Here is a 23499-nt window from a genome sequence, read left to right on the forward strand (position 1 = left end):
GTGCGTGTCCGGACGCGACCGTCCCGCCGGCGCGTGGCGACCCTCGCTCAGAGGTCGAAGTCGACGACGACGGGCGCGTGGTCGCTCCACCGCTCGGCATACGTGGCGGGCCGGCCGACCGTCGCGGCGGTCGCGCGGGCTGCGAGACCCCCGGTGGCGAGCTGGTAGTCGATCCGCCAGCCGGCGTCGTTGTCGAAGGCCTTGCCGCGCCACGACCACCACGTGTAGGGGCCGGGGCCCTCACCGGCGAGCCGGCGGTGGACGTCCACCCAGGCGTCGGCCGCGAACCAGCGGTCGAAGTAGGCGCGCTCGGCCTCGAGGAAGCCGGCCTTCCTGAGGTTGCCCTTCCAGTTCTTGAGGTCGGCCTCCCGGTGGGCGACGTTGAGGTCGCCAGTGACGAGCATGAGACCACCGGCTGCAGAGGCGCGCTCCATGCGAGTCGTCATCGCGTCGAGGAAGGCGTACTTCTCGACCTGGCGCTCAGTGTCGGCCTCCCCGGTGTGGACGTACGTCGAGACGATCGTCAGCGGGCCGAGCTCCGTGTCGACGTCGACCTCGACCCAACGGCCCTGGTCGTCGAAGCGGCCGTCGATCCCGACGCGATGTGCCGTGCGCGGCAGCCGGGTCGCGACGGCGACCCCGGCGCGCCCCTTGGCCGACCCCTCGGTGTGCGCGACGGACCAGTCTCCGAACCCCGCCTCGGCGAGCGCCTTGAGCAGGTCGGTGTCGGTCGCCCGGACCTCCTGGAGGCAGAGCACGTCGGGGTCCTGCGCGACGAGCCAGGGCAGCGCTCCCCTGCGGACGGCGGCCCGGATGCCGTTGACGTTGGCCGTGATGACACGCATGGCCGACATTGTGCCGGGCGCCAGGCGGCGCTCAGGACCCGGGCGTCACACGGGCATCCGTGCACCCCAGGGCGTGGTCATGGGCGGCTGAGCCGCCCGAGCACCTCGGCCATCTGCTCCACCCGGTCGGCCCACGTCGGCACCGGCCGGTCGGCGCCCTCCGGGAAGGGAGTGGTCGACGGGATCTTCGCGCGGACGGCTGCGGGGAACTCCTCCCGGGCGGCGACGACCACGAACGGGTCGCCACTGTCGCGGAACCCGGCCACGGCGGTGCTGACGACGGGGCGGCCGACCGCCGCGTACTCGTAGAGCTTGATCGGGTCGAGGCTGTCGGTGAACGGCGTGACGAGGTGGGGCACGACGAGGACGTCGGCGTGCTGGAGGTAGGCCGGCACCGAGTCGCGGGGGCGGGGGCCGAGCAGGACCACGCCGGCCTCGCCGAGCCGGGCCCGGTCGCCGGGGTCCAGCGGGGCGGGGCCGACGAGAACGAGCCGTCCCGCCTCGCCGAGCGCCGTGGCCGTGTCGATGCAGAGGGGCACGTCGATCCGGTCACGGTGGACCGTGCCGACGTAGACGGCGACCGCGCCCTCGGGCAGGTCTGCGGGCCTCGGCCGCGGCCGTCGGTAGGCCTCGACGTCGACCGCGTTGTGGATCAGGGTGACCGGACGGTGTGCGCCCTTGGTGCGCCGGAGCTCCTCCGAGCAGACGACGACCTCGGCGCACTCCTCGAGCAGCGTCGCCTCGTCACGGACAAGGCGTTGCGTCTCCGCCTCGGCCCGGTCGGCGAGGGTCCAGTCGTCGGTGATGTCGTAGAGGGCCCGCCAGCCCGTCAGGCGAAGCACGGACGCCCCGATCGGGTCGTTGACCCAGAGGACCGGATCGTCGAACCCGAGGCTCGTCGCGGCGCGGACGACGCTCGCAGCGAGGCGTTCGTCGCTGCGCGCGTCGAGCCGTCGAGGGAGGAGCTTTGTCCCCTGGAAGAGCCACAGGCGCTCGTCCTCGACCCCGGCGAGGCGCGGCCCCCGGCGCAGTCCCCGGCCCGGAGTCGGCCGCGCGCGCCGGGTGAGGGCGTGGAGCGGGTCGGTGGCGGGCTCGACGAAGAGGACGCGGAGAGCGGGGTCGGTGCGCAACAGCCCGGCGAGCAGGTGCTGGTTGCGGCGCCACACCTCGTCCCACGGCTCGAGGGAGATCACGACCAGATCGGTCACATCACGCTCCGGTAGACCGCGTCGGTGCCAACGACCTGGGTGTCGATGGTGAAAAGGGCCCGCTGGACCTCGCGCAGCGCCCGGCCGTAGGCCTCCCTGCGCCCTTCGTCCAGCGCGAGGTCGCGCAGGATGCTTCCCGCAGCCACGTGGTCGCCGGCGGGGAAGAGTGCCGCGCCGGGAGTGGCACCCACGGTCTCGAGGTGACCGCCGGCGGCCGAGGCGACGACGGGGAGCCCGTGGGCCATCGCCTCGACGACGGTGAGCCCGAGCGCCTCCCGGTCGCACGGGGCGACGACGACGGCGGCCTGCTCCATGAGGGCGTCGACGTCGGACCGGTGGCCGAGGAAGTCGACGGCCTCGCCTACTTCGCAGTCGGCGGCGAGCCGCTCGAGCGATGGCCGCAGGGCGCCCGACCCGGCCACCTGGAGTCTCCAGCCGTGACGCGCGAGCCCGGATGCCGCGAAGGCCCGGATCGCGACGTCCGTCGCCTTCTCGGCCTCGAGCCGCTGGGCGACGAGCACCCGCGGCTCGCGGGCGCCGGCGCCGCGTCCTTCGGCCTGCCGCGGCACGCCGGTGTGGACGACGGTGCTGGAGCCCTCGACGTGGCCCGCGACGTACGAGCTCACCGCGATCTGGGCCCGGATGTGCCGCGCCGTGGCCGCGGTGAGCCACCGGGCGGGCCTGGAGGAGCTGCCCCTGGTACCCGCGAAGTGGCGGGTGCTCACGACCGGCACGGACCGGACCCGGACCGCGAAGGCAGCCGCCACCTCGGCGGCGGTCATGTGGACGTTGATGACGTCGGCGCCGACAAGCCTGTCGAGGGCTCTCGCCACCGCGGCGACCGAGTCCGCTGCCACGTGCCGGGCCCCGCCCTCCCCGAGCTCGCGCCGCATCGAGGCCGGGTGGCCTCCGACGACGACGACCTCGTGACCGGCATCCTGCTGGGCCGCGGCGAGCCGGGCGGTGAGGCGCTCGACTCCGGCGAAGGCATCGGTGCACACCGCGTGCACGATCCTCATGCCGTCGGCCCCCCGGCCCGGGACGGCGCCGGGTAGTGCGAGGGGTGCGGCGAGGGGTACGGCGGCGGAAGGACGCGAAGGCTCCGCACCCGGGGGGCGGACTGGGCCGCTCCCGGATCCGGACCGGCGGTGCTCACCGAGTCGTCGGACGAGTGCGGTGCGGCGCCTTCGGTCAGGCGGGCGGCACGGGACTCCTCGGCCACCGTGGCGTCGTGACGAGCCGCCGCCCCGAGGCAGATCCCGAGAATGGCGAACGGCAGGGAGACGGCCATGCTGACCCAGAAGAGGTCGAACTGGCTCTGCACCATCCGGGCGACGAGCACGGCCTCGGCGACCAGCCCGTAGACCGGGTCGAGACGCCGGGCGACGACCCAGCTGCCGATCATGAGCACGAGGAAGGCGGCCAACCCGATGATGCCCGTCGAGGTCATCGTCTCGATCTCGGCGTTCGGGGGCTGGAAGGCGACCGGGAAGCGGTCGGTGTACCACCAGCGCAGCCCGACCCCGACCCACGGCTCGGTCGACCAGACGTTCAAGGCGTCCTGGAGCCAGGTCACCCGCGTGAAGAGGGAGTTGAACTCGTTGCCCGAGCGCACCTGGTCTCGCACCATGACGGTCACGCCCAGGAAGATCGGGATGACGGCGAGCAGGATCGCCCTCGACCGTCGCCGGACGCCGTGGGAACGCCGCATCACGATGACGAAGATCGCGGCGCCGAGGCCCAGCCAGCCCTGTCGGGACTGGGTGGTCAGGAGGGCGACGACGAGTACCCAGAAGGCGAGCAGGGCCCAGCCACGCCGCCACCTCATCCACGGCGGGTGGACGTAGGCGACGACGGCGAGGATCGCGGTGAGCGACCCGACCGCGTTCTTGTGCATGCCCCAGGGGAAGCTCGTGTAGACCGGGCCGAACTCGCCGTGGGCGTACTGGAAGGCGGCCTGCACGATCGTCGAGACCGAGATGAGCAGGCCCGCGAGCAGCAGGAGCGTCAGACCGATGGGGGCGACGCCGCGCCGGCCGACCGCCCACCCCACGAGCAGCGCCCCGATCACCAGGACGCCCGCGTGGAACCACTCGACGACGTTGGCGACATAGGGGTTCTGGACGACGGTGAACAGGGAGGCGAGCTGGTACAGGCTCGCGAGCCAGAGGACGGTCCGCATCTCGCGACTGATCCCCCCGATGGCCACGAGGATCGCGGGGAAGAGAGCGGCGGCGAGCATCGCGTCGGAGACCGTCAGGTCGACGCCGCCGCCCCCGACGCGTGCCGTGACGAGGATGATCGGCAGCGCGAGGACGGCCAGTGCCGTCGGCTCGGCCGCGATGATGCCGAGGGCGAGGATCGCGACGGCCGCGACCACGGCGATGAGGGGACGCTCGGCGGCCTGTTGCCCGACGGCGTAGAGGAACACGGCCGCCACGACGGCCGCGGCCACCCACACCACGCGACGGAACGTCTCGGTCCTGGTCACGACGGCCCTCCCGCGGTGGGGACGAGCACCGAGCGCCGTCGCTCGGCCTCGACGCGGGTCGGGCCGGCGACGAAGATGCGCAGGCGTTCGCGCGCTCCGCGACCCCGGTCACCCGGCAGGGTGGAGCGCACCGCCGACCCCGCGACGTGGCCCGCGCGGGCCACTGCCCACCCGAACGCGCCGTGGTGCTTGCGCAGGTAGCGCTCCTGAGAGGCGTGGAACTGCGCCTCTCTGAGGCCCGCGCTCGTGCTCGTCGCGCTGCCGAGGTGCCGGGCGACGACGGTGCGGACGACCTCGTGGCGCCAGCCGAGCGTTGCCGCACGCCGAGCCCAGTCGGTCTCCTCCGCGTAGAGGAAGAACCTCTCGTCGAGACCCCCGACCTGGTCGAGCGCCTCGGCCCTCAGCAGGAGGATCGAGCCGATGACGTAGTCGGTGTGCGTCCGCAGCCGTCCGAGACCGACGGCGTCGGCCCAGACCCCAGCGGGTGAGGGGAAGGGCCAGCCCACCCGGCTCGTCTCGCCCTCGCCGTCGACCTGGGCCGGACCGACGCTCGCGAGGTCGGGCTGGGCGCGGAGCGCCCGCTGCAGCTCGCGTATGCCGCTCGGCTCGATGACGGCGTCGGGGTTGAGCAGGAGCACGTCGGAGTGTGCGTGGCGGCGATGCCGCAGACCCTCGTTGACGCCTGCGGCGAAGCCGCCGTTGCGTCCGGGGTCGACGTAGTCGACCCCGAGCTCGGCGCAGACCTGACGGACCTGCTGCGACGACGAGTTGTCGACGACGGTGACGGCCTCGCCCGTGAGCGGCTCGAGACAGCGGCGGAGCAGGTCGGGCGCGTGGTAGGCCACGACGATGATCTCGACCGGTCGGGCCGAGCCCGCCTGCGACGAGGCGTCGGTCTGACCCGCCGTTCGGGGCCCGGCCGCACGTCGGTAGAGCTCCTCGTAGGCGCGGGCGATGGACGGCCAGCCCGTTGCGGCGGCCCGGCGCAGCCCTGCGGCGCGCAGACTCGCAGCGAGCTCGGGTCGAAGGCCGACGCGGAGCAGCGCGTCGCGCAGCGCCACCGGGTCCCCCGGCGGGACGAGGAGGCCGGCGTCGCCGACGACGTCGGGCAGCGCGCCCGAGTCGCTGGCCACGACCGGAGTTCCACAGGCCATGGCCTCGACGGCCACCCGGCCGAACTGCTCGACCCATGAGGGGGTCGTCAGCGACGGCACCGCGAGGACGTCGGCCGAGCGGTAGAGGTCGGCGAGGTCCTCCCCTGCGAGCGAACCGAGGAAGCGGACGCGCTCCGTAACATCACCGGTCTGCGCCTGCCGGCGCAGCTCGGGCTCGAGCGGACCCGCACCTGCGATCGACAGGTGCAGACGGGGATCCCCCGCGACGGCGTCGAGCAGGACCGCCACGCCCTTGTGCGGCTCGAGCCGGCCGGCATACGCGACGTGCACGGCGCCGGGGGCGGCGACCGAGGGGGGCGGTGCAGACGCCGCCCCGGGGTGGAAGACGCCCAGGTCGGTGCCGAGGGGGATGACGGAGGCGGTCGTGGGCAGGCCCTTGGCCTCGACGATCCGGCCCGCCTCCGCGTTGCACACGCTCGCTCCGGCGGCCCGGCGAAGGGCCCAGGACTCGATCCACCGGAACGGGACCGGGTAGCGCTTGTCGATGTTCTGGGCGGAGTAGAGGACGTAGGGGGCGCGGCAGCCGGCGAGGGCCCGGAGCACGAGGATCTCCGCCGTGCTCAGCGCGAACGGCTCCTCGTGGATGTCGAGGACGTCCCACTCGTCGCGCAGCGCGCGCCACAGGGGCCTCGGGTCGTAGACGAACAGCGCGGGGTGGCTGCCCCAGGTGCGGACGCCGACGACGTCCTCGCCCGCGCGAGGCTCGAGCGCAACGGGGGCGCCGCCCTCGTTCCAGCGTCGCGCCGAAAGCAGGCTCACCGTGTGGCCGAGCCCCCTCAGACCGCGCTCCCGCTCGCGCCACGCGTCGACGACAGCGCTGTGCGACACCCTCAGCACACGCACTGGCATCCCCACCCGGATCTCGGGGCACCCACCAGTCGCACTCATCGGCACGGGCGCCGGAGCGATCATATGCGAGGATGGGCCACTGTATTGTCTGGTCGCCCGAGGGGGGCAAGTGACGTTCCGTGAGTTCCTGAGTGTGCTACGTGCGCGCTGGAGACTCGTTGCCGCGAGTCTTCTCGTCGTGCTCGCCGGCACCGCCCTGTCGACGATGGCGACCACGCCCGTCTACGAGGCCGTGGCCAAGGTCTACCTGTCGACCCAGAAGCCCGCGACGGCCAAGGGCGACCAGAGCGACTACGCCGTGTCCATCACGCGCCAGGACCTCAACACCTTTGTCGAGGTCCTCACCTCGGAGACGGTGCTCGTGCCGCTCCGCCAGCGGCTCGGGCTGCCGCCCGGTGCCGGGGTCGACGTCAGCGCCACCATCTCCGAGCTGACCAACGTCCTCGAGATCCGAGCCACGAGCTCCAACCCCGAGCAGGCGGCGCTGATCGCCAACACTGCCGGCCCCGTCCTCGCCGAGGCCGCCCAGCAGTTCTCCCCCCTGCTGGCCAACTCCGGCCAGGCCGTCGAGTCGAAGGCCATCTCGGCCGCCGTGGTGCCCGGCTCCCCGAAGAGCCCCAACGCCAAGCGCAACCTTGCCCTCGGCCTCCTGGCCGGACTCGCGGCCGGCATCGGTCTCGCCCTGCTGCGCCACGTGTCCGATACGAAGATCCGGGGCGAGGACGACGTCAAGAAGCTCTCCGACCGGCCGATCCTCGGGACGCTCCCCCTCGTGCGCAACACCCCCGGGTCGGTCCTCTCTCTCGAGACCGCGCCGCACAGCCACCACGCCGAGGCGATCCGGCGGCTGCGCACCAACCTGCTCTTCGTCGACGTCACGACCCAGGGCCACTCGTTCGTCGTGACCTCCTCCAACCCGGGCGAGGGCAAGACGACGACGACGGTCAACCTCGCCCTCGCGATGGCCGATGCCGGCTCGCGGGTGCTCCTGCTCGACGGCGACCTGCGCAACCCCTCCGTCGCCAAGTCGATGGGGCTCGAGGGGAGCGTCGGGCTGACGACGATCCTGCTCGGGCGGGCCGAGCCGGGTGACGTCATCCAGCAGTGGCGCGACACGAGCCTCTACGTCCTCGCCGCCGGGCAGATCCCGCCCAACCCGAGTGAGCTGCTCGGCTCGGAGGCGATGTCGCAGCTCTTCCAGAAGCTCTCCCAGGACTTCGACTTCATCCTCGTCGACAGCCCGCCGATCAACCCGGTCATCGACGCGGTCCTACTCAACCGGCTCACCCGCGGCCTCGTCATGGTGGTCGCCGCGGACCGCACGCGCCGCAAGGACCTCGAGAACGCCCTGCACGCCCTCGACACGGTCGACGTCGCCGTCTCCGGCTTCGCCCTCAACCTCGCGACGGGCGGGGCCGACAGCTCCTACAAGTACGGCACCTACGGCTACGGCCAGACCGCGGCGCTCCACACCCAGCCGGTCTCCCGCCGGGGCACCCGAAAGTCCTCCATCCGGCTGGGGCGCAAGAGCGCCTGAGACGTATGCCGGCCCGCCACGCCCGCGCAGGGTGCCGCGACGCCGCGGTGACGGGTCCACCGCCATGAGCGGCCTTTGACACCACGCGGCTCGGCGGTGATGCTGACGCTGGGACAGGAACGAACGGGGGTGGGGCATGCCCGATGATCTCGGCCGCTTCTCGGTGGTCATGGTGTGCACGGGCAACATCTGCCGGTCACCCGCCGCGGAGCGTCTCGCCGCGCTCAGCTGGGGTGACCCGAGCACGCTCGTCGTCTCGAGCGTTGGCGTGCGCGCGATGGTCGGTGAGCCGATCAGCCTGCCCATGGCCCACCTGCTCGAGAGTCACGGGGCCTACTCCGGCGAGTTCGCGGCCCGGCAGGTCAGCCCCGCGCTGCTCCGGGACGCCGACCTCGTCCTCGGGATGACCCGCCGGCACCGCCGGGCCGTCCTCGAGGTGTTCCCGGCGGCGACCCGCCGTACCTTCACGCTGCGCGAGTTCGCCCGCCTCGCCGCGGCCTCCGAGCACGACCTCCCCGACGCCGACGGCCAGGAGCCCCTGGCTGCGCTCGTCTCGGCCGCGGTCCAGCACCGAGGACCCCTCACCGACCCGGCTGCTGACGACATCCGCGACCCGTACGGCCACGAGGCCGATGTCTACGAGGAGGCCTTCGAGGCGATCCGCGAGAGCGTCGACACGGTCGCCGGGGTCCTGCGCCGGGTGACGTGAGACCGGTCGAGCGACTCCCCAGGCCGAGCCGACCCGCCCTGGCCGTCCTCGGCCTCGCCTGCCTGGTGGCCTTCCTCGTCGTCCTCGTCGTGGCAGTGCGGACGCGACCGGGCCAGCGCCTCGACGAGCTGCTCTTCGGGGTCGTGCTCAACACGCTCCCGCCGGGCCTGCGCCTCGCGCTCGACGAGTTCGCCCGCCGGTGGGCCATCGTCGTGCTCGCCCCGCTGACCGCGGCCCTCGCCGTCACGGCCCTGCTCCGGCGTCGCCGGCGGGGCGCGGTGCTCGCGCTCGCCCTGCCTGTCGTCGTCGCCCCGGTGACGCTGTGGATGCGGGACGCGGGAGTCGTCCGCCCGTCGTTGGGCGTGGGCGGCTATGCCCACAACACGTTCCCGTCCGTCCACGCGGCCGCGGTCTTCTCGCTCCTCGTCGGCCTGCTGGCGGTCTGGCCCGTCCGCCTCGAGCGGTGGCACATCGCGCTGCTTGCGGGCGTGGCGGCGCTGGCGGGTCTCGGGAACGTCGCGTGGTACGCCCACCGGCCGGCCGACGTCACCGGGTCGTTCCTCCTGGTCGCCGGGGCGGCCCTCTGCGGCTGGGCGCTGCTCGACCCCCGGCCCCACCGCCCCACGGTCTCCCGGCGCGACCGGGAGCGCCAGCGCGTTCCCGACGGATGACCGCCGGCCCCTTCGGGCCACACCACGTCCGCGGCCTCAGACCGCGCCCTCCTACCGCGACCGCGGGCTCAGACGAGCGACGCCCAGACTGCGGCGTGCCCAGCCGCGGCGCGCTCCCACGTGAACTCGGCGGCCCGGGTGCGTCCGCGTGCGGCCATCTCCCGCACCGCAAAGTCGTCCGAGAGGGCCCACAGCGTGCCCTCGACGATCTGCTCCACCGTCGGCTCGACGAGCATCCCGCCGTCGCCGACGACCTCGGGCAGCGAGCTGGTGCGGGCGGCCACCACGGGCACGCCGGCCGCCATGGCCTCGAGGGCGGGGAGGCCGAACCCCTCGTAGAGGGAGGGGACGAGCACCGCCGAGGCAGCGGCATACAGGCCGGCGATGGTCGCGTCGGGCACCCGTCCGACCAGGCGCACCCCGGGGAGCCCGCCGAAGAGCGCGGTCCGCTTCGGATGCTCGGGCCCCGCGAGGACGAGGGTGACATCGGGGCGGGCGGAGCGGATCCGCGGCCACGCCTCGGCGAGGCCCTCGAGGTTCTTGCGACGCGACACACCTCCCGCGGTGAGGACATAGGGGCCGGTGATCCCGAGCGCCTCGAGCTCCTCGGAGCCCAGCGGGACGGCGTCGAGGTAGCGGGGGTCGACGCCGTTGTGGACGACGTGCGGCGGGTCGATGCCGAGCAGGTCGACAGCCTCCCCGGCGCTGAACGCCGAGACGCAGATGACCGCCGCGGCCCGCCTCGCCTCCTGCGCAGCCGCGGGGACGGGTGCGGACTCGTCGGGGAACTTCCACGCGACGACGTCGTGGAGCGTGATGACGTCGAGGTGCGGAGAGGGCGGCAGCTCGAGGCCCATCCGGTGGACGACTCCCCCGCGCGGGTAGAGGGCTCGTCCCACGGCACGACGGCTGCGGGTCGACGCTCCCGCCAGCCAGCCCATCGGCAGGCGTCGGTTGCCGGGAAGGGGCGAGCGCAGGGACCGGACGACGAGCCGGTCCACGGACCACGAGCCGTGGGCCGCGAGCGCCGCGGCGGCGCGCGAGGCGACCTGCTCCTCGTACACCTGGGCGCCCATGGGCACAGCGGTCGCGGCACCGGTGATCGTCAAGCGCGGCATGGCACCTTCCGTCGTGGGCTCGGGGGGCTGCTGGCATCCTAGGGGGCGCACGAGAGGACACCGGCAGGACACCGGCAGGACATCGAGAGGAGGAGGGCCACCGTGGCAGCCGCACGACGCATCGCCCTCGTCTCGTCGTCCTACCGCCCCCACCCTGGCGGGGTGGAGGAGCACGTGCGTCACGTCGCCCGGGAGCTGCAGCGAGCCGGGCACGAGGTCGTCGTCTGGACCGTCGACCGCGGCGAGCACCTCGGCACGCGGTCCGTCGACGGGATCGAGGTCCGCTACCTGCCGACGCCCCTGCCCGCGCGGACGCCTCGGGCGCTCGTGTCGTATGCCGCCCGCTCCCCTCGGGCGTGGGCGGCCTGGTTCCGCGCCTACCGCGAGTTCCGGCCCGACGTGCTCCACGTGCAGTGCTTCGGTCCCAACGGGCTCTACGCGCTCGCCCTCCACCACCTGACCCGCACGCCGCTCGTGGTCAGCTCGCACGGGGAGACCTTCGGCGACGACCACGACGTCTTCGCCGAGAGCGACCTCCTCCGGGCCGGCCTGCGGCATGCGCTGACGCGCGCGGCGGCGGTGACGGGGTGCTCGAGCTACGTGCTCGACGACCTGCGTGACCGGTTCGGCCTCGCAGACGGGCTGGTCGTGCCCAACGGGATCGAGCTCGACGAGGTCGTCCGGCCGGTGCGTCCCGACTGGTGGCCGAGGGGGGCCGCCGTTGGGACGCCGGTCGGGACGGGCAGCACCGCCCGTGACGGCGCGCCCCACGTCGTCCTCGGCGTCGGGCGCGTCGAGCACAACAAGGGTTTCGACCTGCTCCTGCGCGCGGCGGCCGACCTGCCGGCGACGACCCACGTCGTCGTCGGCGGCGAGGGCAGCCAGCGTCAGGCGCTCCAGACGCTCGCGGCGGATCTCGGTCTCTCCGAGCGGGTCCACTTTCCCGGGCGGCTGTCGCGGGCCGAGGTCGCCGGTGCGATGGCGCAGGCCGACGTCCTCGCCGTGCCGAGCCGCCGGGAGGCCTTCGGGATCGTCGCCCTCGAGGCGTGGCGCGGTGGGACCCCGCTCGTCATGACGTCGAGGGGGGGCGCGCGGGACTTCGTCCATGACGGCGTCGACGGGCTCCTCGTCGACCCGACCGATGTTCCTGCGCTCACGCGCGCGATCCGCGAGGTCCTCTCCGACCCGGGTCGCGGCCAGGGGCTCAGCGAGGCAGGACGACGGTCGGTGACGGCATACACCTGGGACCGCGTCGCACGCGACTACGAAGGCATCTACGACACGGTCCTCGGCGCGTCCGTCGATCGGGCCTGATCAGCCCTCTTCGCGCCGCTGCGTGACGAGGGAGAGAAGCGGGCGACCGAACCGCTGGATGCGCGCCCCGAAGGTTCGCGTGATCGATGCCGAGTCCCCGGGTGTGAGACCGGACCGCGTGAGGCGCAGGAGGGCGAGCATCCCGACCGCACCCACGAGGGCCGCGACGACGGCGGGCAGGAGCCCGAAGCCGAGCGTGCGTGCAATGAACCACGAGGCGACGCAGACGAGGGCGCCCAGCACTGCCGGCAGGGACTGCCCGGCGACATCGCGCCAGGTCAGGTCGAGCAGCTCGATCTCACGCCGCATGAGGATGAGGAGTCGGGTGGCGGCCGAGCCGACGTTGGCGATCACCGCGCCCCACACATCGATGAAGGGGATGAGCGTGACCGCGAGCACCACGTCGACGACGAGGGCGATGATGTTCGCCCGGAGGAGCTCACCGGCCGACAGCCGCGAGGTCACGAACGCGGTGACCGGAGTCGCGACGACGAGCAGGCCGCTCGAGATGCCGAGCGCCACGACCAAGGGGGCCGCGCTGACGTACTGATGCCCGTAGAGCACGGGGACGAGCAGTGCCAGCGCCGCCACGGCGCCCGCAGTGATCACGCCCACGAAGGTGGAGCCGGCCCGCAGCGTCCGGCGGAAGGCCGATGCCAACGACCCGGCGTCGATCTCGCGCAGGCTCGAGATCGCGGGCACGAGCGGGCCGATGAACGCCTGGGCGGGCGCGAAGATGTGCGATGCCAGGCCATAGGCGAGGGCGAAGGCCCCGACTGCGGCCGGTGTCGCGAGCCAGGTCATGAAGAAGATCTCGCTCCGCGACACGACGAGCCCGCCGATGACCCCGGCGATGGCGGTCGGGATGGTGAAGCGCCAGAACCCGGGCGGGAGCCCGCGCGGCAGACGAGGCTGCAGGACGGCACGCCGGTAGCTGGGCGAGATCGGGATCAGTCCGAGAGCGACGGACGCGCCACCCACGACGAGGCGGGTGGCCCACACCGCGTCGGGCGTCCCGATCGTGAACACGACCGCCAGGACGGCGGCCGAGGACGCGAGCGACGAGATGAGCGCGATCTTGGCGCCTGCGGCGGACTTGTTCTCGATCCAGAGGCACGCGGAGGCGCCGTCGAACGCCGACGGCACGAGGATTCCGAAGACGATCGCCAGGACGAGCATCTGAGGATCGACGTCGGCGACGAGGAAGACCACCAGCGAGAGCAGCGGAGCCGCCACGAGGAGTCTGAAGCCCTGGGCGGCGGACAGGAGGTGGCGCAGCTCGTCGCCGCGGCCGGACGCGTGGTATCTCGAGCCGAACTGGATCAGGGCGGTGCCGAAGCCCAGGGTGATGATCCCACCGGCCACGTCCATGACGGAGCTGAGGAACGCGAGCCGGCCGTAGTCGCTGATGCCGAGCGTCCGCGCCACGACGAGGTTGACGACGAAGGCCAGGGGAAGCGAGATGAGCGTGTGGATGACGGTCCAGGCCGCACCCCGGACGGCACCGTCCTGCAGCCCCGCTCGGTCGACCGGAGCCGTCGCCTCCTGCTCGCCGGGATCGGTCATCGACGTCTCCCGGCGAGCAGGGGCAGGTCGCGTGATGCGGGGAAGGCATCCACGGCGGCGGCGAGACGCTCGACGCTCTCCGACACCCGGTCGCGGTCGGCCCGGGCGGTGAGGGCGACGATGTCGCCGACCGTGGCATCCGCTCGCAGCTCGACGCGCCGCGAGCGGCCCGGCGTCACGACCGACTCGTGGTCATGGAACTTGAAGGTGTCGCCGATGAGCGGAGGGGTCAGCGTCGCCCACGCCGCCGGGATGTCGTACGAGTCGGCGATGACGAGGCCGTGGAGGGAGGTGCTGAGAACGGCCGCGCAGGACGCGATCTCCCGCACGACGTGGTCGGGACCGCGACGGACGTCGATGAACCGGACCGTCCCGGGGTGTCGGGCCAGGAAGCTGCGCAGCACCGGGTCGCCGTGGTGGTCGGCGTGCGGGATGATCCCGAGCGGCCAGCAGACGACCGGGCGTGGGAGGACGGTGGCCGCGAGCAGCGCCGGGTCGCCGACGGCCATGCCCCCGGTGAGGCCGAGCCGCTCCCTGGTCCAGTGCCCGCGGACGGCGAGGAACCGGGCGTTGGGCAGCTCGAGGCGATGGTCGGCGATGAGTCCCGTGCCCCAGACGAGCCCGGAGAAGTCCCGGGGCAGGTGCTCGAGGATGCTGCCGACGCCCACGACCTGGGCCCGCTCGGGCGGGACGAGAACGGGGACGACCCCCCGCGGACGGAGCAGCCACGGCGTGAGGGCGTCGCCGAAGTTCGCGTGCCCGTCCCACCAGTAGGCCCGGACGATCCGCGCGGTCGGAAACGAGCTGCGATGCGCCATCGAGCGGGCCAGCCGTGACACCGCGCGCAGCCGGCGGCGAGTCGGCGAGTCGTAACGCATGCGCTCTCCCAGATCGTCATTCAGCGGACCGGACACTACCGCACGCCGTGTCTCGGGCCGGTCACGCTCGGGCTAGAGTGACAGCGCTCGGGATCACGAAGGTTTGGGGGCGGCGTGCAGAGGATTCTCTGGTTGAGCAACGAGACTCCCGATCTCCGTGGTCAAGGTGGCCAGCGGCGCCAGTACTTCCAGATCCGCGAACTGGTCGAAACCGGTCATGACGTCACCGTTGCCACCCTCGACGGACCGCAGAGTGACGAGAGCGTCAGGCGGCTGGCCGAGGTCGTCCGGCTCACCTCTCCGGGGCGCCGGTACCTCCCGGACCGCCGGCCCGACGGCATGACCAGAGCCCTCTTCCGCCGGTCGTTCGACCGGGTCGTCATCGCTCATACCGAGTCCTGGAGAACGTGGCGACGTGAGCTGCTCAGGCAGGACGCCCCGGTTCTCGTGGACATGCACAACGTGCTCAGCTCGTGGCACGGTCGCCAGTCCCGCGGCCGGGAGGCCCACGGCTGGGCGAAGGTCGAGGACGAGATCATGCGGCGATCCGCCGCCGTCGCGGTCTGCTCCGCGCGCGAGCTCGACGAGCTGGCGTCGGGGTCGCGGGCTCAGCATGAGCGGAGGGCGGCGCTCGTCGTGCTCCCCCACGGCGTCGACCCGCGCGAGTGGATCGCAGGACCCGCGCCGAGCGCCCAGCCCACGATCAAGCTCTTCGGCAACTGGGGATGGGGCCCCAACCGAGCCGGACTCGAGTGGTTCCTCAGAGAAGTCTGGCCGCGGCTCTCCGCCATCCCGGGCCTGCGATGCGACGTGGCGGGAGCCGGCACCCAGGCCACGTCGGTCGACCCTCGACTCTCGTTCGTCGGCCGAGTCGAGGACCTCTCCCGCTTCCTGTCCGATGCGTGGGTCGTCGGGGTGCCGGTCCGTGAGGGCGTGGGTGCCCCGGTCAAGTATGCCGAGGCGCTCGTGACGGGCGTCCCCGTCGTCGCGACGGGCGATGGGGCGCCCTTGCGGTCGGACTTGGCCACGCTCGTCAGCGACGATCCCGCCGAGTGGACTCGCTGCATCGCCGAGGTCGTCGCACGACCCGAGCCGGCCCGCGCAGCCGCCGCGGCGGTGAGGCGGTCGGCGCTCGTCGATCTCTCGTGGCACGGCGTCAGCCGGCCGCTCATCGACTGGGTGGCCGATCCGTGCCCGCAGCCGAGCGGACGGTTCTCGTGACGCCTCCGTCGGCTGCCGACGGCCGCCCCGTGCGTGTCGCGGTCCTCGACCACACGGCGGAGCTCGGTGGGGCCGAGCTCGCGCTCATTCGGCTGCTCGACCACGTCGACCGGAGGCGCTTCGAGGTCGTCGTCGTCCTCTTCTCCGACGGCCCCCTGGCCGGCCGCCTGCGCGACGCGGGCCACGCGGTCGAGGTGCTCCCGCTCGGCCGCGACGTGACGGGGGTCGACCGGCATACGGCCGGCGGGCTCCAGGGGATCGTCTCGGCCGCCCGGTCGCTGCCCTTCGTGGCCCGCCTGGCCCGTCGGCTGCGCGCGCTCGACGTCGACCTCGTCCACACGACGTCGCTCAAGGCGGACCTCCTCGGCGTGCCCGCCGCCGGGCTCGCCCGGCGGCCGCTCGTCTGGCACGTCCACGACCGGATCGCGCCCGACTACCTGCCCGCGCCCCTCGTCGGCCTCGTCCGTCGCGCTGCCCGCCGGCTCCCCCGGCACGTCATCGCCAACTCGGCGGCCACGGCGGCCACCCTCCCGGGCGTCAGGCGGCTCTCGGTGGCCCATCCCGGTCTCACGCCCGAGCAGGTCGCGCCGGCTCCGCGACAGGCGCAGCCCGAGGGGCCGCCCGTCGTCGGCATCGTGGGGCGGATCAGCCCGACGAAGGACCAGCTCACCTTCGTCCGGGCCGCGGCGGCCGTGGCCGCGTCGGTCCCTGCCGCGCGGTTCCGCGTCGTCGGGGAGCCGTCCTTCGGCGCCGAGGCGTATGCCGCTGAGGTCGCCGACGAGGTCCGCCGGCTCGGCCTCGACGACCGGCTCACGTTCACGGGGTTCGTCTCCGAGGTCGCCGACGAGCTCGACGCTCTGGCCGTCTGCGTTCACGCGGCGGCGGTGCCCGAGCCGTTCGGCCAGGTCGTCACCGAGGCCATGGCGCGGGGCGTCCCCGTCGTCGCCACCCGTGGCGGGGGCGTGACGGAGATCCTCGACGACGGCGGCCCGCCGCTCGGCTGGCTCGTGCCACCGGGCGACCCGGCCGCCCTCGCCGAGGCGGTCACGCAGGCGCTGAGCAACCCCGAGGAGGCCCGGGCCCGGGCCGCAGCGGCCTGGCACTCCGCCACCGAACGCTTCGACATCGAACGCACGGCCGGCACGGTCATGGCCGTGTGGGAGGAGGTGGCGACGCCGTGAGCCGACCCCGGGTCGCGATCGCCCACGACTACCTCACCCAGCGTGGCGGCGCCGAGCGCGTCGTCCTCGCCCTGCTCCGCGCCTTCCCCGACGCGACGATCCACACGACGCTGTACGAGCCGGACGGGACCTTCCCCGAGTTCCGCGACGCGCGGATCGTTACCTCGCCGCTCAACCGGGTCCCGCTCCTTCGCCGAGACCACCGCGCGGCGCTGCCCTTCCTGCCGTATGCCGTGTCGCGCCTGCGTGCCGACGCCGACGTCGTCGTCGCCTCGAGCAGCGGGTGGGCGCACGGCATACCGACGACCGGACGCAAGCTCGTCTACTGCCACGCACCCGCCCGCTGGCTCTACCAGACGGAGACCTACCTCGGAGGTCCGGCGACGGCGTCGGCGCGAGGGCGGGCCCTGCTCGCGCTCCAGCCGTGGCTGCGCCGCTGGGACCGCAGGGCGGCCGCGACGGCCGACCGCTACCTCGTCAACTCGACCGTCGTGCGGGGGCACGTCCGCGACGCCTACGGCATCGAGGCGGACGTCGTCGCGCCCCCGTTCGGGATCGACCCCTCGGGCCACCAGGAGCCGGTGGAGGAGCTCGCCGAGTGGGGCGAGGGCGGCTACCACCTCGTCGTCTCGCGCCTGCTGCCCTACAAGAACGTCGACCAGGTCGTCGAGGCCTTCCGCGGCCTGCCCGAGCGGCTCGTCGTCGTCGGGCGCGGCCCCCTGGAGGAGGAGCTGCGAGCCGGCCTGCCCGACAACGCGCGGCTGCTCACCGGCCTGTCCGACGCGCGCCTGCGCTGGGTCTACGCGCACGCGCGGGCCCTCGTCGCCCCGAGCATCGAGGACTTCGGTCTCACCCCGCTCGAGGGGGCGGCGTTCGGCCGGCCGACGCTCGCGCTCCGGGCCGGGGGCTACCTCGACACGATCGCCGAGGACGTCACCGGCACGTTCTTCGAGCGGCCGGTCGCGGCCGACATCCGCGCTGCCGTCGAGCGCAACACCGGGCGACAGTGGGACGCCGACGCGATCCGCGCCCACGCGGACCGCTTCTCCGAGCCTCGGTTCCACGCCAGGCTCCACGACGAGGTGGAGCAGCTCCTCGCGGCGGACCTCAAGGCGCCCGGCGGCCGCTAGCCCGGGAAGATCCAGTACGGCTGGGCGGGCACCGACGACGCACGGAGCACGAGCCAGACCGAGGCCGCGACGTAGAGGCCGAGGACCCCCACCCGCACGACGTCGCCGGCCCGGTCCCTGGAGGCGACCCCGAAGAGGATGGCGGCGGCCGACGCGGTGAGGAAGGCCAGCCGGGCGGCGATGAACCAGACGAGGACGCTGTAGGCCAGGTAGAACGCGATCGCCATGACCACGGCGCTGACGAGCAGGACCCGGTCCGGCCGGTCGAGCAGCGCCGGCCCGAGCCGTCCCGCGCCGACCGTGCGGACGACGTAGGCGGCGAGGACGCCCAGCGCGGCCAGGGTGACGACCCCGGCCACGAGCCGCAGCGGCGCCGGAGTGCTGAAGACGTTGCGGTAGTACTCGACCGGCACGAAGACGTAGGAGATGAGCGAGGAGACCCACGACTGCACCTCGCCGAGGCTGGAGAACCGCATCGGCGGGAAGTGGTAGCCACTCTCGGCCATCCGCGCCGCCCCCGTGAGGTCTCCGTAGACGGCGAGGTTGCGCACGAACCACCAGCCGCACGAGAGGGCCGTCCCCGCCACGGCTGCGGCGGCCCACCCCGCTCGACGGCGGAGCGAGACCCCGCGTTGGACGGCATAGGTGAGGAGCAGGGCCGCGAGCAGCGAGACGGCGACGACCTTGGCGAGGACGGCGAGACCGATGAGGACCCCGACGACGAGGTGGCGCCACGCGGGGGACTCCGGCCGTCGCAGCACCCGGGCACCCTGCAGGAGGGCGACCGTCGCGAGGACGATCGCGAGGTAGTCGTTCTGGATCGAGCCGCCGATGGCCAGCAGGAGCGGGCTCAGCGAGACGGCCGCGACGGCGAAGCCAGCGACGCCCCGGTCGGGATGCACCGCGAGGGCGAGACGGTGTGTCAGCCAGGCGAGGAGCGGCACGAGCAGCACCCCCACGAGGCGCAGACCGTAGAGACCGAGCCGGTCGCCCGGCACGCCGAGCACCTCGACGAGCAGGCCGGCCGGGCTGTAGTAGGCCGGGCCCATCTGCGACTCGTACGTCGATCCCGGCTCGCCGAGCTCGGGCATCCGGTGCCGCAGTGCATAGAAGAGGACGGTCGACCAGTGGGCCGGCTCGTCGTAGGGCTGACCCGGCGGGCCGGCGAGCGCGTAGCACGTGGCCAGAGCCGTCCCGAGAGCCGCGGACGTCACCGCGAGCCGGTCGTCCGTCCGAAGGATCACGGGCACAGGGTAGCGATCACCCGATGGGACACACGCGGGGTGGCTGCATCGTGAAGAGGCCCTCCACCGGAAGGCCTCCGGGGCGGCCTCCCGGGCGGGGCTATCCGAGGACGCGGATCGCGAGGAACCACGCCACGACCGGCGCGCCGACGGCGAGGATGATCGCGATGACGCGGTATCCGGCCGCGTGGTTGTAGACCTTGGCCATCACCGCGGCGAAGACTCCGACGACGAGGACGACGAGAGAGTAGGTGCCGAAACGCGCACTGAGCTCGACGAGCTCGGCGGACCTCGTGATGTTGGCGATGGTGGCCGCCTTGCCCACGGGCTGCCACGGCGGCGGGAGGGGAACCTGCGCGAAGAGCACCGCGACGGCGGCGAGGACGTCGGTTCGCACGAACGAACGCGGCCGCGTGGGAAGCGGTCGTCCGACGGCCGTGGACGGCGTGACCCGGGGAGGCGGCGGGGTCAGGGCCCGGGGGACGGCGAGGAAGAGGCCGGGGAGGCCGACGAGGACCGCGAGGAACCCGGCATACACCTTGGGATGGCCGTCGGCGAGGAAGGCGAGCACCGTCACGACGGGGGTCGTCGCGCGCATGAGGACCCATACGTAGGCCGCCAGCAGGATGGTCGCACCGATGGCGAGGGGGATCTCAGCGCCCTGACGCATGCCTTGTGCTCGATCCATGGCGGAAAGTGTAAGCGCGCGTGCGGCAGGCCTCGGACACCTACACTGTCGCCGTGGACAAGACCCGACAGAGCCCGACCGACCTCTTCGAGCCCGAGCCGAACGACGTCGATCCCCTCTCACCGGATCCGGCCGACGACGAGCCCACGACGACGCGCCGCTCCGATCGCAAGGAGAAGAAGCGCAACCGCAAGGTTCTCGTCGCGGCCCTCGTGCTCCTCCTCGTCCCGGTCCTCGCCGTGGGCGGCTACCTGGCGTGGCTCAACCACATCGTCACCAACAACGTCAAGCAGGAGCTGCTCCTACCCGACGCGAAGGGTCCGGTGGACGCCTCCGGGCAGGCGGTCCCCCAGCCGGCCGGCAACGGGACGAACTACCTCATCATCGGCAACGACGCAGGCCCCGGCCGCGAGGGCGCCCGCTCGGACGTGATGGTCATCGTCCACATCCCGGACGACCACAGCCAGGTGACCCTCATCCACTTCCCGCGCGACCTCTGGGTCCCGATCCCCGGCCACGGCACGGCCAAACTCAACGCCTCGTACGCCTGGGGCGGCGCACCGCTGCTCGTCCAGACGATGCAGAACATGCTCGGCATCCAGATCGACCACGTGGCGATGCTCGGCTTCGAGGGCTTCAAGCGCATGACCGATGCCGTCGGCGGCGTCGACGTGGAGGTCGAGGAGGCCTCGCAGGGCGACGGCAAGGTCTTCACCCAGGGCATCCAGCACATGGACGGCGAGACCGCCCTGGTGTTCGTCCGCCAGCGCAAGATGCTGAGCGAGGGCGACATCTCCCGCGGACGGCGCCAGCTCGCCTTCATCAAGGCGCTCATGCTCAAGACCCTGAGCAAGGACACCCTGACGGACCCGCTCCGCCTCAGGGACTTCGTCGACGCCGCGACGGGCAACCTCACGGTCGACCAGAAGCTCGACGTCGGCACGATGCGCTCGGAGGCCTTCGCCATGCGTGGCCTGCGCGGTGACGACATCCGCTTCATCACGGCGCCGTTCGCCGGCTTCGGCACGAGCGCGGACGGGCAGTCGATCGACATCGTCGACAATGCCAGGATGGCCGCCCTCGGCGAGGCGATCCGCGACGACACCCTCGCGTCCTACAAGTAGGACCCGGCCAGGGGGCGGACGGACGGCGCCTGTCTTCAGGCCTTCGTCCACGCCTTGAGGTCGCGCGTCCCCGTGAACGTCTCGTCACCGACCACGAGCCAGCCGCCTTCGTCCGGCGTCGAGATCGCGATGCGCCCGGGCGTCGCGGGAACCGTCGTGGCGACGCAGGCGAGCTGGACCGGGTCCTTGCCGTCGGCGACGCGGGCGATCTGGACCCCGTCGCACGACGGCACGACCCGGGCGACGTAGGTGGTGACCCGGCCCGAGGCGGAGCGGTTGGCGAGGGCAACGGCCTCGGACGCCTTCCCGGCGCTCACCCACGTCTGGCCGCCGTCTCCGGTCTCGACGATGTCGCCGTTGACGCAGAGGGCCTGGGCCTGTTGGGCCGACGTCCGCGAGAGGTCGACCACGGCCTTGCCGCCGCACGGCTGCGCGGCGTCCTGGGCCGGCGTGACGACGGTGCTGGGCTGGTCGAGGCGGCGTGCCCATCCGCCGCTGACCGCGCTCGGGCCGGTCCACGAGCTGCCGAGGTCGGTCGTGGAGTACTGCCGCAGTCGGCAGGCCGTGCTCGCTCCCACGACGAACGCACGTTGGGTGTCGAGAGGCTGGACCCGTGAGATGGCCTCGGTCGGGGCCTTGACCACGCTCCAACGGGCCCCACCGTTCTTCGTCACGGCGAGGGTGGCGCCGCCGGACCCGCACGTGCCCGTCGTCGCCTTCCACGCGACGGTCGCGTCGAGGCCGTTGACGATGACGGTGAGGGGTGCCGGCCGGGACCCGGCGCTGCCCGTTCCGGTCGTCGAGGTGGACCCCGTCGAGGTCGTATCTCCCGTCGTGGGCGTCGCGCCGACGCTCGTCGACGAGGTCGTCACGGGCGTCGGGACCGTCGGCGCGGCGTCCGTCGTGCGAGGCGGCCGGAGGGCAAGCACGACGAGGACGATGTCGAGGGCGAGGAAGGCGAGCAGGCCGATCGTGGCAACGCGCTTAGTCATTGGTGCGTGAGTCCTCCTCTGGAGCCCCGCAGCCCCTGGTACCAGTCGACGCACACATCGTACGAGGGAAGCAGCCCGCGCTCAGCCGCCTCCCGAAGGCTGGGAGCCGTCAAGTCCTTCGGCGAGAGGAGCGGCTCGGTCCCGTCGGGGAAAACCAGTCCGACCTCGGGGTCGAGCGGGTGGACGCCGTGCTCGGCCTGGGGGTTGTATGCCGCTGAGCAGAGGTACTGGGCCGTCGTCCCCTCCTCGAGGGAGTAGACGGCGTGCCCGAGCCCTTCGGAGAGGTAGACCGCGCGGCGGTCGACCGCGTCGAGGACCACGGAGTCCCACTGGCCGAAGGTCGGGGACCCGACCCGCAGGTCGATGACGTAGTCGACGAAGGAACCGCTGAAGGCCGTGACGTACTTCGCCTGGCCGACCGGGACGTCCGCGAAGTGGATGCCGCGAAGCGTGCCCCGGGACGAGACGGAGACGTTGGCCTGGACCACCTCGAGGCGGTGGCCGATGACCTCGGCTAGGCGGTCGCCTCGGAACATCTCGAGGAAGACGCCACGGTCGTCGGGGAACTGCCGTGGCGTGATCTCGAAGGCGCCCGGGACGGACAGGGGCCGGATCTCCATCAGGCCCGGCCCCGCCGCTCGGTGAGCAGCGTGGTGAGGTAGCTGCCGTAGCCGCTCTTCTCCTGCTCCACGGCGTGCCGCTGCAGGCCCTCGTCGTCGAGCCAGCCCTGGCGCCAGGCCACCTCCTCGACACACCCGATCTTCTGACCCTGGCGGGCCTCGACGACGTAGACGTACTGGCTGGCGGCCATCAGCCCGTCGAAGGTCCCAGTGTCGAACCAGGCCGTGCCGCGCGGCAGGAGGCTGACCGTCAAGGTCCCCCGGCGCAGGTAGGCGTCGTTGACCGCGGTGATCTCGAGCTCCCCGCGCGGGCTTGGGGTGAGGCCCCGAGCGATCTCGATGACGTCGTTGTCGTAGAAGTAGAGGCCGGGGACGGCGTAGTTGGACTTGGGCTCGTCCGGCTTCTCCTCGATCGAGAGGACGTTGCCCTCCCGGTCGAACTCGACGACGCCGTAGGCCGACGGGTCGGCGACGCGGTGGGCGAAGACGTGTCCCCCGACGACGTCGGCGTTCTCCCTCAGGGAGATGCCGAGGCCGGGTCCGAAGAAGATGTTGTCGCCGAGGACGAGCGCGACCGTGTCGGTCCCGATGAAGTCGGCGCCGATGATGAAGGCCTGGGCCAGTCCCTCAGGTCGCTCCTGGACGGCGTAGGTGATCGAGATGCCCCACTGGCTCCCGTCGCCGAGGAGGCGCTCGAACTGGTCCGCGTCGTGAGGCGTCGTGATGACGAGCACGTCGCGAACTCCGGCCATCATGAGCGTCGACAGCGGGTAGTAGACCATCGGCTTGTCGTACACGGGGATGAGCTGCTTGCTGATGCCCCGCGTGATCGGATGGAGCCGGCTGCCCGTGCCACCCGCCAGGATGATTCCCTTCATGGTGGCACAGCCTAGCGACGGTCCGGAGGGCTCCCGTCCTCGATGCCGCAGGTCGGCGCC

21 protein-coding genes are annotated in these 23499 nt (G+C 72.8%); 8 read left to right on the plus strand and 13 right to left on the minus strand.

Annotated features, from left to right (window positions below; translation table 11 throughout):
* Positions 1 to 47: 47 nt before the first annotated feature.
* The 5 genes from N865_RS04375 to N865_RS04395 all read right to left on the minus strand — a co-directional run bounded on the left by N865_RS04375 (position 48) and on the right by N865_RS04395 (position 6547).
* Positions 48 to 845, minus strand: a complete 798-nt coding sequence (locus N865_RS04375) for an exodeoxyribonuclease III (RefSeq protein WP_034802111.1) — start codon at positions 843 to 845, stop codon at positions 48 to 50.
* A 77-nt stretch (positions 846 to 922) separates the two neighbouring features.
* Positions 923 to 2053: a glycosyltransferase gene (locus tag N865_RS04380; protein ID WP_034801984.1), complete on the minus strand. Its 1131-nt coding sequence runs from the start codon at positions 2051 to 2053 to the stop codon at positions 923 to 925.
* Entirely contained in the window at positions 2050 to 3072 is a 1023-nt protein-coding gene (locus N865_RS04385; protein ID WP_034801987.1) for a glycosyltransferase family 4 protein, read from the minus strand. The genes N865_RS04380 and N865_RS04385 overlap by 4 nt, the downstream gene beginning before the upstream one ends.
* On the minus strand, positions 3069 to 4544 hold the full coding sequence (locus N865_RS04390; RefSeq protein WP_051510128.1) for an O-antigen ligase family protein: 1476 nt from the start codon (positions 4542 to 4544) through the stop codon (positions 3069 to 3071). Before N865_RS04390 ends, N865_RS04385 begins: the two co-directional genes overlap by 4 nt.
* Positions 4541 to 6547: a glycosyltransferase gene (locus tag N865_RS04395; protein WP_084327936.1), complete on the minus strand. Its 2007-nt coding sequence runs from the start codon at positions 6545 to 6547 to the stop codon at positions 4541 to 4543. The genes N865_RS04390 and N865_RS04395 overlap by 4 nt, the downstream gene beginning before the upstream one ends.
* Before the next feature lie 130 nt (positions 6548 to 6677).
* Between N865_RS04395 and N865_RS23700 the strand changes: the two genes are divergently transcribed.
* The 3 genes from N865_RS23700 (at position 6678) to N865_RS04410 (ending at position 9485) form a co-directional block, all read left to right on the plus strand.
* Positions 6678 to 8105: a polysaccharide biosynthesis tyrosine autokinase gene (locus N865_RS23700; protein ID WP_051510133.1), complete on the plus strand. Its 1428-nt coding sequence runs from the start codon at positions 6678 to 6680 to the stop codon at positions 8103 to 8105.
* A gap of 136 nt (positions 8106 to 8241) precedes the next feature.
* A complete protein-coding gene (locus tag N865_RS04405) occupies positions 8242 to 8814 on the plus strand; it encodes an arsenate reductase/protein-tyrosine-phosphatase family protein (protein ID WP_034801989.1) in 573 nt (190 codons plus the stop codon).
* Positions 8811 to 9485: a phosphatase PAP2 family protein gene (locus N865_RS04410; RefSeq protein WP_034801992.1), complete on the plus strand. Its 675-nt coding sequence runs from the start codon at positions 8811 to 8813 to the stop codon at positions 9483 to 9485. The genes N865_RS04405 and N865_RS04410 overlap by 4 nt, the downstream gene beginning before the upstream one ends.
* 68 nt (positions 9486 to 9553) lie before the next feature.
* Here N865_RS04410 and N865_RS04415 read toward each other — a convergent pair whose 3' ends face one another.
* On the minus strand, positions 9554 to 10603 hold the full coding sequence (locus N865_RS04415; protein ID WP_034801995.1) for a glycosyltransferase family 4 protein: 1050 nt from the start codon (positions 10601 to 10603) through the stop codon (positions 9554 to 9556).
* Positions 10604 to 10705: 102 nt separating this feature from the next.
* Between N865_RS04415 and N865_RS21595 the strand changes: the two genes are divergently transcribed.
* Positions 10706 to 11917, plus strand: coding sequence for a glycosyltransferase family 4 protein (locus N865_RS21595; protein WP_051510135.1), 1212 nt, complete (start codon positions 10706 to 10708; stop codon positions 11915 to 11917).
* On the opposite strand, the gene N865_RS04425 is transcribed toward N865_RS21595, so the two are convergent.
* Positions 11918 to 13483, minus strand: coding sequence for an oligosaccharide flippase family protein (locus tag N865_RS04425; RefSeq protein ID WP_034801998.1), 1566 nt, complete (start codon positions 13481 to 13483; stop codon positions 11918 to 11920).
* Positions 13480 to 14361 carry a polysaccharide pyruvyl transferase family protein gene (locus tag N865_RS04430; RefSeq protein WP_034802001.1) on the minus strand — a complete coding sequence of 294 codons (882 nt, stop codon included), beginning with the start codon at positions 14359 to 14361 and terminating at the stop codon, positions 13480 to 13482. Before N865_RS04430 ends, N865_RS04425 begins: the two co-directional genes overlap by 4 nt.
* Before the next feature lie 132 nt (positions 14362 to 14493).
* Here N865_RS04430 and N865_RS22590 point away from each other — a divergent pair, with 132 nt between their 5' ends.
* The 3 genes from N865_RS22590 to N865_RS04445 are packed head-to-tail and all read left to right on the plus strand — an operon-like array spanning position 14494 to position 17893.
* Positions 14494 to 15582, plus strand: a complete 1089-nt coding sequence (locus N865_RS22590; protein WP_034802003.1) for a glycosyltransferase family 4 protein — start codon at positions 14494 to 14496, stop codon at positions 15580 to 15582.
* On the plus strand, positions 15552 to 16763 hold the full coding sequence (locus N865_RS04440; RefSeq protein ID WP_051510137.1) for a glycosyltransferase family 4 protein: 1212 nt from the start codon (positions 15552 to 15554) through the stop codon (positions 16761 to 16763). Before N865_RS22590 ends, N865_RS04440 begins: the two co-directional genes overlap by 31 nt.
* Positions 16760 to 17893, plus strand: a complete 1134-nt coding sequence (locus tag N865_RS04445) for a glycosyltransferase (protein WP_034802006.1) — start codon at positions 16760 to 16762, stop codon at positions 17891 to 17893. The genes N865_RS04440 and N865_RS04445 overlap by 4 nt, the downstream gene beginning before the upstream one ends.
* Here N865_RS04445 and N865_RS04450 read toward each other — a convergent pair.
* Both N865_RS04450 and N865_RS04455 read right to left on the minus strand, forming a co-directional pair.
* Complete coding sequence (locus N865_RS04450; RefSeq protein ID WP_157557557.1) at positions 17890 to 19137, minus strand: DUF2142 domain-containing protein; 1248 nt, start codon at positions 19135 to 19137, stop codon at positions 17890 to 17892. The genes N865_RS04445 and N865_RS04450 overlap by 4 nt on opposite strands.
* Before the next feature lie 100 nt (positions 19138 to 19237).
* The gene (locus N865_RS04455) at positions 19238 to 19825 is read right to left on the minus strand and encodes a hypothetical protein (RefSeq protein WP_034802011.1); all 588 of its coding nucleotides are present in this window, start codon (positions 19823 to 19825) and stop codon (positions 19238 to 19240) included.
* Between the two features lie 53 nt (positions 19826 to 19878).
* Between N865_RS04455 and N865_RS04460 the strand changes: the two genes are divergently transcribed.
* Positions 19879 to 20949: an LCP family protein gene (locus tag N865_RS04460; RefSeq protein WP_084327950.1), complete on the plus strand. Its 1071-nt coding sequence runs from the start codon at positions 19879 to 19881 to the stop codon at positions 20947 to 20949.
* Between the two features lie 35 nt (positions 20950 to 20984).
* Here N865_RS04460 and N865_RS04465 read toward each other — a convergent pair whose 3' ends face one another.
* Genes N865_RS04465 through rfbA form a run of 3 tightly spaced genes read right to left on the minus strand, consistent with a single transcriptional unit; the run spans position 20985 to position 23439 of the window.
* A complete protein-coding gene (locus tag N865_RS04465) occupies positions 20985 to 21941 on the minus strand; it encodes a hypothetical protein (RefSeq protein WP_034802014.1) in 957 nt (318 codons plus the stop codon).
* Positions 21938 to 22561, minus strand: a complete 624-nt coding sequence (locus N865_RS04470) for a dTDP-4-dehydrorhamnose 3,5-epimerase family protein (protein ID WP_034802016.1) — start codon at positions 22559 to 22561, stop codon at positions 21938 to 21940. The genes N865_RS04465 and N865_RS04470 overlap by 4 nt, the downstream gene beginning before the upstream one ends.
* Entirely contained in the window at positions 22561 to 23439 is an 879-nt protein-coding gene (rfbA, locus tag N865_RS04475; RefSeq protein WP_034802018.1) for a glucose-1-phosphate thymidylyltransferase RfbA, read from the minus strand. The genes N865_RS04470 and rfbA overlap by 1 nt, the downstream gene beginning before the upstream one ends.
* Positions 23440 to 23499: the final 60 nt, after the last annotated feature.

This window comes from Intrasporangium oryzae NRRL B-24470, from assembly GCF_000576595.1.
GTDB classification, from domain to species: Bacteria; Actinomycetota; Actinomycetes; order Actinomycetales; family Dermatophilaceae; genus Intrasporangium_C; species Intrasporangium_C oryzae.

What these genes read in the sequence shown, in the direction of transcription:
- N865_RS04375 (WP_034802111.1), bottom strand. Translation starts at nt 845, where the DNA reads ATGCGTGTCATCACGGCCAACGTCAACGGCATCCGGGCCGCCGTCCGC.
- N865_RS04385 (WP_034801987.1), bottom strand. Translation starts at nt 3,072, where the DNA reads ATGAGGATCGTGCACGCGGTGTGCACCGATGCCTTCGCCGGAGTCGAG.
- N865_RS04405 (WP_034801989.1), top strand. Translation starts at nt 8,242, where the DNA reads ATGCCCGATGATCTCGGCCGCTTCTCGGTGGTCATGGTGTGCACGGGC.
- N865_RS04415 (WP_034801995.1), bottom strand. Translation starts at nt 10,603, where the DNA reads ATGCCGCGCTTGACGATCACCGGTGCCGCGACCGCTGTGCCCATGGGC.
- N865_RS04425 (WP_034801998.1), bottom strand. Translation starts at nt 13,483, where the DNA reads ATGACCGATCCCGGCGAGCAGGAGGCGACGGCTCCGGTCGACCGAGCG.
- N865_RS04430 (WP_034802001.1), bottom strand. Translation starts at nt 14,361, where the DNA reads ATGCGTTACGACTCGCCGACTCGCCGCCGGCTGCGCGCGGTGTCACGG.
- N865_RS04455 (WP_034802011.1), bottom strand. Translation starts at nt 19,825, where the DNA reads ATGGATCGAGCACAAGGCATGCGTCAGGGCGCTGAGATCCCCCTCGCC.
- N865_RS04465 (WP_034802014.1), bottom strand. Translation starts at nt 21,941, where the DNA reads ATGACTAAGCGCGTTGCCACGATCGGCCTGCTCGCCTTCCTCGCCCTC.
- N865_RS04470 (WP_034802016.1), bottom strand. Translation starts at nt 22,561, where the DNA reads ATGGAGATCCGGCCCCTGTCCGTCCCGGGCGCCTTCGAGATCACGCCA.
- rfbA (WP_034802018.1), bottom strand. Translation starts at nt 23,439, where the DNA reads ATGAAGGGAATCATCCTGGCGGGTGGCACGGGCAGCCGGCTCCATCCG.